Below are 15,237 nucleotides of genomic sequence, written 5' to 3' on the forward strand. Positions count from 1 at the left end.
CAGCCATGCCCGAGGAGATGATTTGATGGCCAAGTACGACAAGATTTCCCCCGAGACCCAGCAGGAGGCGATGAAGATTGCCCGTGCCAACCAGAAGCCGGGGCAGACCAAGGAACAGACCCAGCTTATCGCGCAAGGGATCCAGAAAGGCATCGACGAATACAAGAAACAGATGAAGGCGCGGGCCCGCGAAGCGAGCCGCCAGAAAAAAATGCAGGCCAAAGCCAGGCAGCCACAGGGCGCGCCACAAACCGAAGAACAAGACGATCAGCTGGAGCTGGTTGAAGTAAGCCATCAGCATCCCCTGCCCTGGATCTTGCTAGTGTTGAGCTGGCTGGGATTTGCAGCAGCTTGGTTCTGGTCGCACTAAGACGCGCTAGCAAACCTTTGTCCGGGATCCTCTTCACAGCCCGGGCCCGGGCTGCTGGTGATTACCTGCGAAGAGTGGTTAAATCCCGCGCCTCTTGCACCGGACTCCCTGTTTTTTGACGATCAGTTTTCAGGAAAGATGTTATGAACCCCGCTCCGCTCTATCTGCTGGCCCCTTTTGTTCTGTTCCTTGTGACCATGCTGCTCTATCGCATTTCGCCGCTGCGGGCGGTCGCCGCCGGCGGGGTACGCTGGTTTATCCTCCCCGCCTTCACCCTGTTTATTTTGCTGATCATCATCAATGGAGCCGCCAATCCCGCCCTGCGCGATCCGGCATTCCACTGGTTGATGCCGGGGCTTGGCTTTGCCCTGAGCCTGTTTCCGGCCCTGCCCAAGGCGCTGGTGCCACGGCTCGCCATCAAGGAGGGGGCCTTTGCCGCCCTCGGCCTGATGCTGATGAGCCTGGCCATGGTCTACTGATCGGCTGGCACAACCGTTAGCATGGCTCAAGGGGCGCTCTGTGACGGGCGCCCTTGTACAAACAATGGCCTGCAGGCATCTTGGTGACAGGATAACCAGCAAGGAGGCCAAATGGACAATCCGCCCGATTTCATGGCGCTGTGGGATTATCAGGATCCCGCCGCCAGCGCCCTTCGTTTTCACACCCTTCTTCCCGAAGCGCGCGCCGCCGCCGACCTGCAACTCGAACTGGAGTTGCTGACCCAAATTGCCCGTACCCATTCGCTGCTGCGCCAGTTTGCCGAAGCCCACCAGCTGCTCGACGAGATAGCGCCTCGCCTCACCGACACAACCCCCAGAGCGCGGATCCGGACTCTGCTGGAACGAGGCCGCACCTTTAACTCGGCGGGCGACAAAGCCAGTGCCAAACCGCTGTTTGAACAAGCCTGGCAGTGGGGGCTCAAGGAGAAGGAGACCTATCTCGCCATCGACGCCGCTCACATGATCGCCATCGCCGCACCATTGGAAGAGCAGAGCCGCTGGCATCAACTGGCGATGGAGCTGGCGGAACGCAGCAGTGACGAGAAGGTGCGCGGCTGGCTGGCCCCCCTTTACAACAATCAGGGCTGGACCCTGTTCGAATTGGGCCGCTTTGATGAGGCGAAAATCCAGCAGCAGAAGTGTCTGGTCTGGCATCTGCAACATAACCAGCCGGCCAAGGCGTTTATCGCTCGCTGGAGTCTGGCTCGCCTGACTCGGGCCCAGGGTCAGCACCAGCAGGCGCTGGCAGAGCTGCACCAGCTCAAGACCGATATGGCCGAGGCTGGCGAACCAGAGGATGGTTATCTGTTCGAGGAGCTGGGGGAGAATGCCTTGGTGCTGGACGATCCGCTGGCCGCGGAATACTTCTCCCGCGCCTGGTTTCTGCTGTCACAGGACCGCTGGTTCAGCACCAACGAGGGGGAGCGACTGGCCCGCCTCAAGCGCCTCGCCAAACTCTGATCCCCCAAAATAGCAAGGGCGGCACGCTAGCCGCCCTTTCTGCTGGCAAGATGGTTCAGGCCCGATTGGACTCCTCCCACCCCTGCTTTTTACGGTAAATGGTGGAGGGACTGATCTCGAGCAGGGCCGCCGCCTTGGGAATATTGCCGTCACAGCTGGCGATGGCCTGTTCGATCACCTCTTTTTCCACCAGCCAGAGCGGACGAATTGGCCCGTTAGCCACCCCGGTGGCGGCCGGAGCCGATGCCACCGCTGCCGCAATCGCAGCCGGCAACTGGGGACGAACCCCATTGAGCGGTGGCGGCAGAATATCCGGGCTCACCAGCTCCTTGTCGTTGAGCACCACGATATTGCGCACCACGTTCTGCAGCTCGCGTACGTTGCCAGGCCAGGGGTAGTCGAGCAGCACTCGCGCCGCCTCAACGTCAAAATCCTTGAAGCGTTTGTTCTCCTCCTTGGCGTAGCTCTGCAACAGGGTACGCGCCAGCAGCAGGATATCCTCGCCCCGCTCCCGCAGCGGCGGCAGGGTGAGGGGAATGACGTGGAGCCGATAGTAGAGATCCTCGCGAAAACGGCCTGCTTTCACCTCCACCAGCGGATCCCGGTTGGTGGCGCAGATAAAGCGCACATCCACCGTCTCGAGCTTGCCGCTGCCGACCCGCTGCACTGTGCCGGTCTGAATAAAGCGCAGCAACTTGCTCTGCAGATCCAGGTCCATCTCGCAGATCTCGTCGAGAAACAGGGTGCCACCATCAGCCAGGCTGGCCGCCCCTTTGCGATCCCCCTGGGCACCGGTAAAAGAGCCCTTCACATGACCAAAGATCTCGCTCTCCATCAAATCGTGGGGAATGGCGGCGCAGTTGAGGGCAATAAAGGGCTGTTCGCTGCGGGGACTGCACTGGTGAATCGCCTCGGCACACACCTCTTTGCCGGTGCCGCTCTCGCCAGTGATAAAGACGGTCGCCTTGCTGGGCGCCGCGCTCTCGATGATGCGATAGACCGCCTGCATCGACATGGAGGCACCGATAAAACCGAAGAAGGAGCTGCGCTCGAAATTCTCCCGATAGTGGGCAACCAGCGAGCTCAACTGCTGGTGTTTCAAGGCATTGCGAACAGTCGCGCAGAGCCGCTTGCTGTCAAACGGCTTGGTCAGAAAATCGAAGGCTCCGAGGCGCATCGCCTCCACCGCCACATCCACCGAGCCGTGGGCGGTGATCACCACCACCGAGCAAGGCAACTGCTGTTCGGTGATCATCTGCAGAATATCCATACCGGACATATCCGGCAGCTCCAGATCCAGCAGCACCACGGGGGGAGGACTTGCCAGCAACTGTGCCAACGCCTGCTGACCACAGTCGGCCAGCACCACCTCGTACCCCTCCTGGCGCAGGTACTGTTCATAGACCACCGCCAGACTACGGGTATCTTCCACCAGCAGGACACGCGATTTATTTTCAGCCACTGGACTCATCCTTGTATTTGATTCTGCGATCTATTTTGCCTTATTTTCGCGCGCAAACCCAACGCCAAGACAGCTCTGTTATCCCGCGATTGCAGGGAATACACAAGTAAAAACGGCTCCTTAAGGAGCCGTTTTTAACTACAAGAAGGGATTACTTCTTGGCGTCGTCAGCAGTAGGCTTCTCGATAGCCAGCAGCTCAACGTCAAACACCAGCACGGCATTCGCCGGGATGGAGCCTGCACCGTGCTCGCCATAGGCCAGCTTGGACGGCAGGAAGAACTTGAACTTGGAGCCGACAGGCATCAGCTGAACACCTTCGGTCCAACCCGGGATAACCTGATTGAGCGGGAAGGTAGCCGGCTCGCCGCGATCGACGGAGCTGTCGAACTTGGTGCCGTCGGTCAGGGTACCGGTGTAGTGAACCTTGACGATATCGGTAGATTTCGGCTTGGCGCCAGTGCCCATCTTCTCGACCACGTATTGCAGGCCGGATTCAGTACTCTTCACACCCTCTTTCTTGGCGTTGGCAGCCAGGAACTCTTCGCCCTTCTTCAGATTCTCAACGGCGTCTTTCTCGGCCTTGGCCTTGGTCAGCTCGTTGATCTTGGCGTCGTAATCCTGCAGTACCTTCTGGATCTCTTCATCAGTCATCTTGGCTTCTTTGCCCAGACCGTCAGTCACCCCTTTCAGGATCACGGCGTTGTCCAGTTTGATGCCCAGTTCCTGCTGACGCTCCAGGGTATTTGCGATGTAACGACCCATGGAGAGGCCAATTGCGTAGCCAGATTGCTCTTCAAAGCTCTTGGCTTCGGCCTTGGTCGCCTCTGCCGGCTTGCTGGCTTCTGCCTTCACTTCGGCGGTATTGGCCGCAGCAGGCTTCTCGTCTTTTTGGCAAGCAGTCAGACCGACGGCAACGGCCGCCGCCAACAGGGACACCTTCAGAAATTTGTTCATCAGTTTCTCCAAACTCCAAATACCGCTCTCGGTTCCATCGTGAAATGAGAGGTTTATCGTGATAAGCGCCTTATACTAACGCCGTGATCGCAGGTAACAAAAGCGTGAGACCGCAAAAATGATAAAAAGTGCCATTTATCTGGTGAGCCTCTGTTTAATGCTCACCGGTTGCGAGCAAAGCTCCCAACCCAACCAGCAAATGACCCTCGCCAGCACGGGTCTGCTGACCGCAGATCTCTCCAGTGATGGCAAGCAGGCCATCGTCTCCAGCATCAGCCAGGGCATCATCGTCTGGGATCTGGAACAGAACCGTCAACGCTGGCGCTGGAAGCAATCCGACTCGGCGGAAGAGCTGGTATTCATTACCCGCTTTTCCGAAGGCAACAGCCATGCCGTCACCGCCACCCCAGACACCTTTGCTACCTGGCGGCTGAACGACGGGCAATCACAAGGCTACTACTCACTTCCTGAATCCAGGCTGAGGGACATCGCGCTCTCTGCCGACGGTCGTTATGTGCTGATCGGGCGAGAAGATGGCAAGGCCGAGTGGCTCGATACCCGAAGCGGTCGTCGCCTGCAGTTTCTAGGGCACACCGAACAGGTCAATACGGTGGATCTCTCCGCCAACGGTCGCTACGCCCTGACCGGTGGCAACGACTACAGCGCCTATCTGTGGGATACCCGTAGCGGGCAGGTAATTTGGCGCTTCAACCATGGTGGCCGGGTGATCATGGCCAGACTGGAGCCGAGCGGCCGCTACGCCTTCACCGCCGACAGCAGCCGGGCCAGCATCTGGGATCTGAAAACCGGCAAGGAGGTGAGTCAGCTGCAATATGATCACCGCTTCGAGGTCTACACCAGCGCCCGCTTTGCCAACGATGGCAAGTGGCTCATCACCGGCGCCCCTTCCCGTCAGCTCTCCCTGTGGCAAGTGAGCGATGGTGCCCTGCTGCAGAGCTGGCGCGTCTCGCCGCAACCCAAGGTGAAACCGCCCAGCGCAGTGGTCTACGGCGTCGCTTTGCGCGACAATAGCCACCTTGTCAGTGCCAGCTCCAGTGGTCTGGCCGAAATCTGGACAATCAAGTAAGGACCCGAAGGCCCATGAGTCAGCAACTTAACGATCGCATCGAAACCCTGGAAACCCGTCTCGCCTATGCGGAGTACACCATAGAGCAGCTCAACGACGAGGTAACCACCCAGGGCCGTGAACTCGATCGGCTCAAATACCAGATCCAGCTGCTGATCGACAAACTGCAAAGCGTACAGCCCAGCCAGATTGCCAGCATGGCTGAAGAGACCCCGCCGCCGCACTACTGATCCGGCGCCATCTCTGGTCAGGCAACATGGTTCGGCATCACTGTCAGCCAATAAAAAACCCGCGATTATCGCGGGTTTTTTATCATCGGCGTGGCCGTGATCAGTGGTGATGGCCCTTGCCACCACAACCGCCGCCACCGCAGCAGCCGCCGTGACCATGGTCGTCACCGTGGTCGTGGCCATGATCGTGACCGTGGCCAGCGCCACCGCAGCAACCGCCCTGGCCGTGATCCTCATCATGGTCGTGACCATGACCGCCACAGCAGCCGCCGTGATCATGGTCATGACCGTGATCGTGACCGCAACCACCGGCACCGTGAACGTGGCCGTGGGCCAGCTCTTCGGCAGTAGCGGCACGCACGTCCTTGATCTCGACCTTGAAGCCCAGAGTCACGCCAGCCAGCGGATGGTTGCCATCCACCTTGACGAACTCTTCGGACACTTCAACCACGGTCACCGGACGGTGACCATCGTCGGTTTCAGCCACAAAAGTATCCCCTTCGGAGACTTCCATGCCGTCGAACAGCTCGCCCGGTACTTCTTGTACCAGTGTCTCGTCATATTCGCCGTAGGCCTGGCTCGGGGTCAGGGTCACTTCGAAGGCTTCACCTACCGCGCGACCTTCCAGCTCGGCTTCCAAGCCAGAGACCAGATAACGGGTGCCGTGCAGATAGACCAGCGGCTCTTTGCCGACAGTGCTGTCGATGACTTCACCGTGCTCGTCGGTGACTGTGTATTCCAGCGTAACCACGCTCAGAGGAGCTACTTTCATGTCAGGATCCTGCGGATAGAAAAAAACGGGCTCAGAATACCCTAAAAAGCGGGCCGCGCATATGCCGTGCGGCGCCACTGAGTGACGAAAAAAACGGCAACAGCGTTAGCGAGGAGACCCTCATTCCAGCCGCCGTTCCCTTATCAGGGGCGAAACACCCCGATCACCTCTTCCGCCTCGCGAGTCTGCTTGTCGACCTCGGCAGGCGTTTGTACCTGGGTATCGCCACAGGCGACGCAGGTCACCTTCTCGACTCCATGCTCCAGATACAGCATCATGTTGTCCAACTTGCCGCACGCCGGGCAGACCGCACCGGCAATGAAGCGTTTTTTACGTCTGGTTTCCATATTTGTTACCTCCAGGCAGCATCATATCAGGGTTTTTACATGCATCACGCCATCGAGTATCACCATTTTTCCTGCCAGGGCCTGCACGCCGGCAACCGCAAACGAACTCCGGTCGGGCAGCTGTTGCGGATCACCCGGGGCGCCGCGCTGCTGAGACTGGGCCAACATGAGCTGTTGCTGCCGGCAGGCAGCAGCTTCTGGCTCTGCGCCGATGCTCTCGCGGCCTTCAGCCCCCTCAGCGGTTGCGAGTACGATCAGCTGAGCGTCTCTTTGCGCGTGGCTCAGCCGCAGCAGGCAGGCTGGCTGCAGACCACCCCGCAGCTCGATGCCCTGCTCGACTCGCTGGCCCGGTGGCAACGTCCGAAAGAGTGGCAAGGCGCCTACGGTCAGCGACTGCAGGTGATCCTGGATGAGCTGCAACAGTGCGCCATCAGCCAGCAGGGTCACGGTGAGCTGCAAGCCTGCTGGCAAGCGCTGGCCAATGGCCAGCCTGAGTCTCTGCAACAGTGGGCACAACAAGCCGATGCGCCGGTGGAAGGGAGTGAATTGCAACAACAGTGGCAACTGCTGCAGGCGCTCAGATTGCTCAAGGGCGGCAGCAAACCCGCGCAGGTGGCCAGCAAGCTGGGTTATGCCGATGAGACCGCATTGCAAGCGGCCTGCCAGCAGTGGGGCGTTGGCGAGGATGGCGATCAATAACCGGACGCAGGTGTGAATGCGCGAACTAAATTGGCTGAATGAGTCCAGTTTTTTGCCAGATGGTCGTTAACAAGGAAGGGCCATTCCCCCCGTAATCCTTTATGCTAGAGGCCTGAAGTGACTGCCAACGTTTCGACCAACAGGACATCTGCCATGACGAGCAAAGCCAATCAATCCCAGGGCATGTTGCTGTTTCACCTTTCAGCCAAACAATCCTTTGCCATCGGTACCCTCAAGGTGAAGGAGATAGTGCCCTACACCCAGCTGACGGCAATGCCCCACTCGCACCCGACCGTGTTGGGGGCCGCCAATATGCGCGGCTCCACCATTCCGGTGATCGACATGGCGATGGCGGTGGGCTATCGCCCCATCAGCAAGGAGGAGATGCCCCACTGCTTTATCATCATCACCGATTGCCGCCGCACCCTGGTGGGCTTTCTGGTGCGAGGCATCGACAAGATCACCGAGTGCAACTGGCGCGATATCGAGTCACCTCCCGCCGCCCTCGGCCACAATGTGTTTGTGACTGGTGTCACCCGGGTCAATGACCAGCTGATCCAGCTGCTGGATGTGGAGCTGATCCTCTCCCGGGTCTATCCGGACGATCCGAGCCACCTCTATCCGGTGCTGACCGATGTGCAGCGGGAGCGGATCAAGCCGATGCGGATCCTGCTGGTTGATGACTCCTCGGTCGCCCGTCGCCAGCTGATGGCAGCCCTCGATTACATCAATATCCCTTATGAGGTCTGTACCAATGGCAAGGACGCACTGACCCTGATGCAACAACGTGCCAGCCAGCAGACCCCCATCGATATTCTGGTGAGCGATATCGAGATGCCTGGGCTCGATGGCTACGAGCTGGCCTTCGAGGTACAGAGCGACAGCAAACTGGCGGGGGCCTACATCATCCTGCACACCTCCCTCTCCAGCGAGATCAGTGTGGAGCGGGCCCATCAGGTGGGCGCCCATGAGGCGCTGACCAAGTTCGAGGCCAACGAGCTGATCCAGGCCATGTTGCGCGGTGCCGAACATCACGATCGCCTGCTGAAATAAGCCAATGACTGGCGGGAGCTGAACACCTCTCGCCCCTCTATCTTCGACCCAGACCGACGACGCCATGCTGACCGAAAGCCACTTCCACGCCCCCTGGTGGGCCCGCAATCCTCATCTGCAGACCATATTGCCCAAATGGCTGCGCCGGACTCCGGCCCGATTTGTGGCCGAGCGCTTCGAACTGACTGACGGGGATTTTGTCGATCTCGCCTGGAGCGGCGAGATCACGACAGATTCGCGACCACTGGTGGTGGTCTTTCACGGGCTGGAGGGGAGCATTCACTCCCACTATGCCAAGGGATTGTTCGCCCACCTGCAGCAAGAAGGCAGAGAGGCTGTGCTGATGCACTTTCGCGGTTGCAGTGGCGAGCCAAATCGCCACCTGCAGGCCTATCACTCCGGCGCCATCGGTGATGCGCAGGAGCTGATTGCCGAGCTGAGCCAGCGCTTCCCGGGCAAACCGCTGATCGCCATCGGCTTTTCACTGGGTGGCAATATGCTGGTCAATCTGCTGGCGCGGGGTTGTCCTGCGGCATTGAAAGCGGCGGTGGTGGTCTCGGCCCCGCTGCAGCTGGAGAGTTGCGCCGAGCGGGTCAATCAGGGCTTCTCGAAGGTCTATCAGAACTATCTGCTGCGCACCATGCGCCGCAACCTGCTCAACAAGATCAGCCAGCAGCAGAAAGCGAGTGAACGCTGGCAACCTCGACAAGTGGAGCAGATTGCCACCCTGCGCGATTTTGACGAGCTGGTTACCGCGCCGCTGCACGGCTTTCACAGCGCAACCCACTACTACCAGAGCTGCTCGGGACTAACGCTGCTGGCTCAAATCCCCATCCCTACCCTGATCCTGCACGCCGCCGACGATCCCTTTATGTCACACTCGGTCATTCCCCGGCCGGAGCAACTCTCGCCCACGGTGCGCTATGAGCTGAGCCAGCGTGGCGGCCATGTCGGCTTTCTGCACGGCACGCCCTGGCGGCCACGGTTTTGGCTGGATGAACGGATCAGTCGCTGGATTGCCGAACAGACTCAGGGTGCGGTGCAGAACTGATTGCGACCCCCAGCCTTGGCCATGTAGAGGGCCTGGTCGGCCCGCGCCAGTAGCTGCTCACCACTCTCCCCGCCTTCCAGTGTCGCGATCCCCTGACTGATGGTCACCCGACTGGCAACATCGGATGCCAGATGCTCAAGCTGCAATTCGGCCAGCCCATCCTGCAACCGCTGCGCTACCTTAGCTGCGCCCTGACTATCGGCATCGGGTAGCAGCAACACAAACTCCTCACCGCCGTAACGGGCAGCCAGCTCCGCCTCACTGCGCACCACACGCATCATCAACTGCGCCACTTCCCGCAGGCAGACATCTCCCGCCTGATGGCCATAGTGATCGTTAAAGCGTTTGAAGTAGTCCACATCGATGAGGATAAGGGCAAGCGGGGCGCCGCTCGACTGACTATGGGCTTTGCAGCGTTCGAGCTCCTGACTGAAGTGGCGCCGATTGGCAAGACCAGTCAGTGGATCCTGCTTGGCCAGTGCATCGAGGCGCCGCAACAGGGCCAGATTGTCATGCTCACGCATCACGGCCAATTCAAACCAGCGATGCAGCATCCGGCGACCAACCTCCAGCGCCATTATGGTACATACCACCTCAAGCAGATAAAGCTGCGGAAAATCCACCTCCAGCCACCACAAACGCGCAACGCCAAATAGCAACGGTACACTGAGATAGGCATACAACACGCGTCGGTCGGGATAAAACGCGATCAGCGCAGCCAGTAAATTGAGGCGCATGATCCCGTTGGCATAACTTGCCCCTCCTCGCAGCTCAACTTCACCAATGGTGAAGATATGCAGCGTCCAGACGACCCCCCAGACCAGCATTACGACCAATGCGCACCATAGCCAGACTCGATCCTGCAGATGATTGCAGAGCAGGGCTGCAACCGGCAGCAGCAGCAGCACGACCATGACAAAGCCCAGCTCACTCTGAAAGCGCCATGGCAGAGTACCGTCACTGGCCAGGCCTGCCTGGCTGTAGACCTGGTAGCGTATCGCCAGAAACAGCACAACCAGCCAGTTCAGCAACCAGAACCAGACCATGCCGCGACTGATGGCCTGGCGACGAGCAAGATCCATGTGAGCCGATATCGTTGAGGGGGCCCGGCGTTGCTCTTCAGACAACATGTCTCACACTCCACGAAACGCGTAAAAAGAGGTTGCACTCATTTTATTGCGCACAACAATAGCTGACGGTTATACCCTTTTGCATCGAGATCCCTTCATGATAATCCCCTGGCAAGCGTTGGATGCCGATACCCTGACCAACCTGATCGAACAGTTTGTGCTGCAAGAAGGCACCGAATATGGCGAACATGATGTTTCGCTTGAAGCCAAAGTCGCTATGGTAAGGACTCAATTACAGCAAGGCATCGCCGTGATCGTCTATAGCGAGTTGCATGAATCGGTCAATATTGTGCCACGCGATCGTTTCAACGAGCCGTCTTGACCATCTCGGGTTCACGCCCGTATAACGAAACTCCCAAGGAAGAGAGCATTCTATGTCGGCCAAGCATCCCATTATCGCCGTCACCGGATCGTCCGGTGCCGGTACCTCTACCTCCACCATCGCCTTTCGATCCATGTTCCACCAATTGGGTTATCAGGCAGCCGTGGTGGAAGGTGACAGTTTTCACCGCTACACCCGCCCCGAGATGGATGTGGCAATCCGCAAGGCGCGTGAACAAGGACGCCACATCAGCTATTTTGGCCCCGAGGCCAATGACTTCGGCTTGCTGGAGAGCTTTTTTCAGGGCTATGGCCAGGATGGCACCGGCCAGTATCGCCGCTATCTGCACAGCTTTGACGAGGCGGTCCCCTTCAACCAGATGCCCGGCACCTTCACCCCCTGGCAGCATCTGCCGAGCGACACTGACCTGCTGTTTTATGAAGGGCTGCACGGTGGTGTGGTCACTGAGGATCACAACGTAGCCCGCCACGTGGACTTTCTCATCGGCGTGGTGCCCATCGTCAACCTGGAGTGGATCCAGAAGCTGATCCGCGATACCTCGGAGCGCGGCCACTCCCGTGAGGCCGTAACCGACTCCATAGTCCGCTCCATGGATGATTACATCAACTTCATCACCCCGCAGTTCTCGCGCACCCATATCAACTTCCAACGGGTGCCGACAGTGGACACCTCCAATCCCTTCAGTGCCAAGGTGATCCCGAGTCTGGACGAGAGTATGCTGGTGATCCGGTTTCGCGGCATAAAACAGGTCGATTTTCCCTATCTGTTGTCGATGATCGACGGCTCATTCATGTCACGAATGAATACCATCGTCGTGCCGGGTGGCAAGATGGGGTTTGCCATGGAGTTGATCCTTAAGCCACTCATCCAGCAACTACTTGAAACCGGCAAGATCACTTAAGCCAAGGAGTTCACAATGCGGTTAGCGTTTATCTCTGTGGTATTGGCCGCCCTGCTTGGCGGCTGCAGCAGCGGGCCGACGGCCCCCACGCTGGAGTCCGGCACCATGCTGGTTCGTCCGATTGGCAACTGGACCTATGGCGCAACCCCGCGCTACGCCCTGGCCGAGCAGTATCAATTCGCCGGTGAGCTGGCGGAAGGGTGGCTGGAGCCGATGCAGCAGGCGGTAAGCCGGGAGCTCAATGGCAAGGGGTGGCAGAGTGCGCCGCTCGACGAGGCGGATCTGTGGGTCGCCATCGGCGTCGCGGGCGGCAAGGATATGAGTGACGGCGAGATTTTCGCACGTCTTGGCATGACCCCCGGGGTATATGCCTCGGCCAACCAGCGCAAAGGGTCGCTGGCCATAGTGCTGCTCGATCGCAAAACCCAGAAAGCGGTCTGGAGCAGCATCATCCAGCTGACCAGCGACGTGAGCATTGCAGACAACCAGCGTCAGGCGCTTAGCCAGCAGCTCGCGGCCGAGCTGCTCAATCGCGTCCCCACCAACTAGTGCTTGTTTAGTGATAACAGATGGATAGAAAAACGGCTTGCCTCCCGGCAAGCCGTTTTTTGTGGTCTCAACCTCTTGACCCAATCCGGCCTAGGCCAGACCGGGGCACAAAGCTGCACACCTTCAGCTATCTGTGGTCACTTATTTAAGCGTACAGGTCAGCAGTGTGACCCCTTTCTGGGTGAGGAGGGCTTGTTTGTCCTGATTCCAGAAAGTGGTGACGCTGTCGGAATATTTGGCGCCAGATTCAGACTCAACGCGCGCCAGCTTGTGGTAAACCCCGGCATAGGGGAACTGCACCATGTCAGCCTGGGCATCATAGGTAACGGCCAGCATCTCTTCACCACACTGGTATTGGCTGTATTGATACTGAGTAGGTTGCGGGCTGCTGCACGCCGCCAGGCCCAAAAGGGGAAGCAGAGCGATCAATTTTTTCATTGCACTTTCCTTATGTAATGGCTTTATGTCATGGCCTTGTGCAGTGGCCTTACGTAACGGCCTTATGCCAGGGTACCAACGAAACTATCGTTATCAAGCTTCAACAATTTGATAACTATGGGTAATTTGTACCGCTTTTTCCAACATCAGGGAAACAGAACAATATTTTTCCATCGACAGCTCGACCGCTCTGGCCACCTGCTTCTCCGCCAATCCCTTGCCTGTCACCACGAAGTGCAGATTAATCTTCTCGAAAACCCGGGGCACGCTATCAACCCGTTCGCCACTGACCTCGACATGACAAGCGGTCACCGACTGGCGCGCTTTTTCTAGGATGGAGACCACATCAATAGAGCTGCAGCCACCGACCGCCAGCAGGATCATCTCCATCGGGCTGGCCCCCTCACCGGGGTTGGCTCCATCCAGGATCACCTTGTGACCGGATTCACTCTCACCCACAAACTTCATCCCTTCCACCCAGCTGACCTTGGCTTTCATCTCGCACTCTCTCCTGTTAATCGTGATGATGGATCCCTAGCATAACCCAGTCGCTTATCTCTGCCGAACAGGGGGAGTTGGGATGGAAATAGATCAAAATCAACATCTCCGACCTCTATCTTCCCTAGAATGGCCGAAGCAGCGCAGCAGGCATTACCCAAAGGGCTCTTGCAAAAGGGCGCAAAGCCTTGTCAGCACAGACAAAGGCTCTTATCCTACTGCGACTAATACAAGGAATGGCAAGATTGGCAGCTTGCCCGGACGCACAAGTCCATAAAAAGACACTACAGAGGAATTCTCATGGTTATTGGCAAACCGCAAAGCGATCCCACCCTGGAATGGTTCTTGTCGCACTGCCACATTCATAAGTATCCCGCGAAGAGCACCCTGATCCATGCGGGTGAAAAAGCGGAGACCCTCTACTACATCGTCAAGGGCACTGTGGCCGTCTTGATCAAGGACGATGAGGGCAAAGAGATGATCCTCTCCTATCTGAACCAGGGTGACTTCCTGGGCGAGATGGGGATGTTCGAGGAGAACGAGAATCCCGAGCGTTCCGCCTGGGTTCGCGCCAAAGGCTCTTGCGAAGTGGCAGAGATCTCTTACAAGAAGTTCCGCCAGCTGATCCAGGTCAACCCGGACATTCTGATGCGTCTCTCTGGCCAGATGGCCAAGCGCCTGCAGCACACCAGCCAGAAAGTGGGTAACCTCGCCTTCCTGGATGTGACCGGCCGGATCGCCCAGACTCTGCTCAACCTGGCCAAGCAGCCAGATGCCATGACCCACCCGGATGGCATGCAGATCAAGATAACCCGTCAGGAGATCGGCCAGATCGTCGGCTGTTCCCGTGAAACCGTGGGCCGCATCCTCAAGATGCTGGAAGAGCAGGAGCTCATCTCCGCTCACGGCAAGACCATTGTGGTATTTGGTACTCGCTGATGCCCCATCAACAGGCCTAACTGAGGCCTTGGGATAAAAAAGGCTGCTACGGCAGCCTTTTTCGATCCTCTCCCCTATAATCCCGAACGCCCTTCACTGTTCCGGCATTCGCCCAGAGAGTTACTATGCATCTTCAATGTCCCCGCTGCCGCAGTCCGCTCCATCTTCATGAAGCCTCCCAGGGGCGCTATTGCGACAACAAGCATCACTTCGATCCGGCACCGGAAGGTTATCTGGACCTCATCCCCGGCAAGAAAAACCCCAAAGACAGCGACAGCCGCGCCCTGATGCGCGCCAAGCACCATTTCCTGGAAGCCGGCAACCAACTGCCGCTGGTCGAGGCCATGGCCGCCCTGCTCTCTCCCCTTGCCCCGCAAGAGCTGGTTCATCTGGGATGTGGTGAAGGCTACTACTGCCGCGCGCTGGCAGAGCGCCTGCCCGGCTGGCAGTTTGCTGGGGTTGATATCGCCAAGAACACCATTTTTGCCGCCAAAAAAGCGCAGCCGGACGGCCAGTTTGTCATTGCCGATCCCGCTCGCGCGCCGTTGCAACCGGGCTCTGCTCAGGTGCTGCTGGTCAACGATCTCAAGGTCAAGACCGAACAGCTGGTCAGCTGGCTGGCCCCCGGTGGCTATCTGCTCTATCTGCAGCCAGGCCCGCGTCATCAGTGGCAACTGCGGGTCAGCCTCAATCCGGTGAGTATGGAACACCCTTTAAGCTGGCCCTCGCTTGCCGGTCTCCGACTGGTAAGCCAGGAGCGCTGCCAGTTCCCTATCTCTATGGATCAGACCATGCGCGCCTTTATTCTGGAGACAAGCCGTCTCGGCTGGCGCGCCAACGGCGAACAGCGCCATGCCTTTATCCAGCAAGGCCCGGCACAGCTGGAACAGGATTTGCTGATGACACTGTGGCAAAAAGCAAGCTGACCGCCAGACAGGAGCACGGCAAGTGCT

At 58.5% G+C, this 15,237-nt stretch carries 20 protein-coding genes; 13 read left to right on the plus strand and 7 right to left on the minus strand.

Annotated elements, in window-relative coordinates:
* Positions 1 to 25: 25 nt before the first annotated feature.
* From G5168_RS04535 to G5168_RS04545, 3 genes are all read left to right on the plus strand, one after another.
* Positions 26 to 370: a DUF2956 domain-containing protein gene (locus G5168_RS04535; RefSeq protein ID WP_206877835.1), complete on the plus strand. Its 345-nt coding sequence runs from the start codon at positions 26 to 28 to the stop codon at positions 368 to 370.
* 143 nt (positions 371 to 513) lie between these two features.
* Positions 514 to 849 (plus strand): hypothetical protein, encoded by a 336-nt coding sequence (locus tag G5168_RS04540; protein WP_107684268.1) that lies wholly within the window; start codon positions 514 to 516, stop codon positions 847 to 849.
* Between the two features lie 111 nt (positions 850 to 960).
* The gene (locus G5168_RS04545) at positions 961 to 1,830 is read left to right on the plus strand and encodes a hypothetical protein (protein WP_421251889.1); all 870 of its coding nucleotides are present in this window, start codon (positions 961 to 963) and stop codon (positions 1,828 to 1,830) included.
* 55 nt (positions 1,831 to 1,885) lie between these two features.
* On the opposite strand, the gene G5168_RS04550 is transcribed toward G5168_RS04545, so the two are convergent.
* Both G5168_RS04550 and fkpA read right to left on the minus strand, forming a co-directional pair.
* Positions 1,886 to 3,292 (minus strand): sigma-54-dependent transcriptional regulator, encoded by a 1,407-nt coding sequence (locus G5168_RS04550; protein ID WP_005348258.1) that lies wholly within the window; start codon positions 3,290 to 3,292, stop codon positions 1,886 to 1,888.
* 151 nt (positions 3,293 to 3,443) lie between these two features.
* A complete protein-coding gene (gene fkpA / locus G5168_RS04555; RefSeq protein WP_005335283.1) occupies positions 3,444 to 4,247 on the minus strand; it encodes an FKBP-type peptidyl-prolyl cis-trans isomerase in 804 nt (267 codons plus the stop codon).
* Positions 4,248 to 4,365: 118 nt separating this feature from the next.
* Between fkpA and G5168_RS04560 the strand changes: the two genes are divergently transcribed.
* Both G5168_RS04560 and G5168_RS04565 read left to right on the plus strand, forming a co-directional pair.
* A complete protein-coding gene (locus tag G5168_RS04560; RefSeq protein ID WP_421251890.1) occupies positions 4,366 to 5,334 on the plus strand; it encodes a hypothetical protein in 969 nt (322 codons plus the stop codon).
* A gap of 14 nt (positions 5,335 to 5,348) precedes the next feature.
* Positions 5,349 to 5,564: a SlyX family protein gene (locus G5168_RS04565; protein ID WP_005335285.1), complete on the plus strand. Its 216-nt coding sequence runs from the start codon at positions 5,349 to 5,351 to the stop codon at positions 5,562 to 5,564.
* Between the two features lie 100 nt (positions 5,565 to 5,664).
* Here the strand turns inward: G5168_RS04565 and slyD are convergent, their stop codons facing one another.
* Together slyD and G5168_RS04575 are read right to left on the minus strand one after the other, a co-directional pair.
* On the minus strand, positions 5,665 to 6,336 hold the full coding sequence (slyD, locus tag G5168_RS04570; protein WP_421251891.1) for a peptidylprolyl isomerase: 672 nt from the start codon (positions 6,334 to 6,336) through the stop codon (positions 5,665 to 5,667).
* A gap of 143 nt (positions 6,337 to 6,479) precedes the next feature.
* Complete coding sequence (locus G5168_RS04575) at positions 6,480 to 6,683, minus strand: YheV family putative zinc ribbon protein (RefSeq protein ID WP_005335287.1); 204 nt, start codon at positions 6,681 to 6,683, stop codon at positions 6,480 to 6,482.
* Between the two features lie 39 nt (positions 6,684 to 6,722).
* On the opposite strand from G5168_RS04575, the gene G5168_RS04580 reads away from it, so the two are divergent.
* The 3 genes from G5168_RS04580 to G5168_RS04590 all read left to right on the plus strand — a co-directional run bounded on the left by G5168_RS04580 (position 6,723) and on the right by G5168_RS04590 (position 9,486).
* Positions 6,723 to 7,382: a hypothetical protein gene (locus tag G5168_RS04580; RefSeq protein WP_421251892.1), complete on the plus strand. Its 660-nt coding sequence runs from the start codon at positions 6,723 to 6,725 to the stop codon at positions 7,380 to 7,382.
* 153 nt (positions 7,383 to 7,535) lie between these two features.
* Positions 7,536 to 8,435, plus strand: a complete 900-nt coding sequence (locus G5168_RS04585; protein WP_216952983.1) for a chemotaxis protein — start codon at positions 7,536 to 7,538, stop codon at positions 8,433 to 8,435.
* Between the two features lie 64 nt (positions 8,436 to 8,499).
* Positions 8,500 to 9,486, plus strand: coding sequence for a hydrolase (locus tag G5168_RS04590; RefSeq protein ID WP_421230646.1), 987 nt, complete (start codon positions 8,500 to 8,502; stop codon positions 9,484 to 9,486).
* Here the strand turns inward: G5168_RS04590 and G5168_RS04595 are convergent.
* Complete coding sequence (locus G5168_RS04595; RefSeq protein ID WP_421230647.1) at positions 9,465 to 10,568, minus strand: membrane-associated sensor domain-containing protein; 1,104 nt, start codon at positions 10,566 to 10,568, stop codon at positions 9,465 to 9,467. The genes G5168_RS04590 and G5168_RS04595 overlap by 22 nt on opposite strands.
* 145 nt (positions 10,569 to 10,713) lie before the next feature.
* On the opposite strand from G5168_RS04595, the gene G5168_RS04600 reads away from it, so the two are divergent.
* The 3 genes from G5168_RS04600 to G5168_RS04610 are packed head-to-tail and all read left to right on the plus strand — an operon-like array spanning position 10,714 to position 12,409.
* Positions 10,714 to 10,938: a YheU family protein gene (locus G5168_RS04600; RefSeq protein ID WP_216952980.1), complete on the plus strand. Its 225-nt coding sequence runs from the start codon at positions 10,714 to 10,716 to the stop codon at positions 10,936 to 10,938.
* Positions 10,939 to 10,990: 52 nt separating this feature from the next.
* Entirely contained in the window at positions 10,991 to 11,860 is an 870-nt protein-coding gene (locus G5168_RS04605; RefSeq protein WP_157162054.1) for a phosphoribulokinase, read from the plus strand.
* A 15-nt stretch (positions 11,861 to 11,875) separates the two neighbouring features.
* Positions 11,876 to 12,409 (plus strand): DUF4136 domain-containing protein, encoded by a 534-nt coding sequence (locus tag G5168_RS04610; RefSeq protein WP_421172146.1) that lies wholly within the window; start codon positions 11,876 to 11,878, stop codon positions 12,407 to 12,409.
* Between the two features lie 141 nt (positions 12,410 to 12,550).
* Here the strand turns inward: G5168_RS04610 and G5168_RS04615 are convergent, their stop codons facing one another.
* Positions 12,551 to 12,847, minus strand: a complete 297-nt coding sequence (locus G5168_RS04615; RefSeq protein ID WP_040067985.1) for an MliC family protein — start codon at positions 12,845 to 12,847, stop codon at positions 12,551 to 12,553.
* A gap of 93 nt (positions 12,848 to 12,940) precedes the next feature.
* Positions 12,941 to 13,345 carry an OsmC family protein gene (locus G5168_RS04620; protein ID WP_421230648.1) on the minus strand — a complete coding sequence of 135 codons (405 nt, stop codon included), beginning with the start codon at positions 13,343 to 13,345 and terminating at the stop codon, positions 12,941 to 12,943.
* A 300-nt stretch (positions 13,346 to 13,645) separates the two neighbouring features.
* On the opposite strand from G5168_RS04620, the gene crp reads away from it, so the two are divergent.
* On the plus strand, positions 13,646 to 14,284 hold the full coding sequence (gene crp, locus G5168_RS04625; RefSeq protein WP_005335304.1) for a cAMP-activated global transcriptional regulator CRP: 639 nt from the start codon (positions 13,646 to 13,648) through the stop codon (positions 14,282 to 14,284).
* 125 nt (positions 14,285 to 14,409) lie between these two features.
* Complete coding sequence (locus G5168_RS04630; protein WP_421230649.1) at positions 14,410 to 15,210, plus strand: putative RNA methyltransferase; 801 nt, start codon at positions 14,410 to 14,412, stop codon at positions 15,208 to 15,210.
* The last annotated feature ends 27 nt before the right edge of the window (positions 15,211 to 15,237 follow it).

The sequence above is a fragment of the Aeromonas sp. 600724 genome, assembly GCF_049175135.1.
GTDB lineage: Bacteria > Pseudomonadota > Gammaproteobacteria > Enterobacterales > Aeromonadaceae > Aeromonas > Aeromonas veronii_A.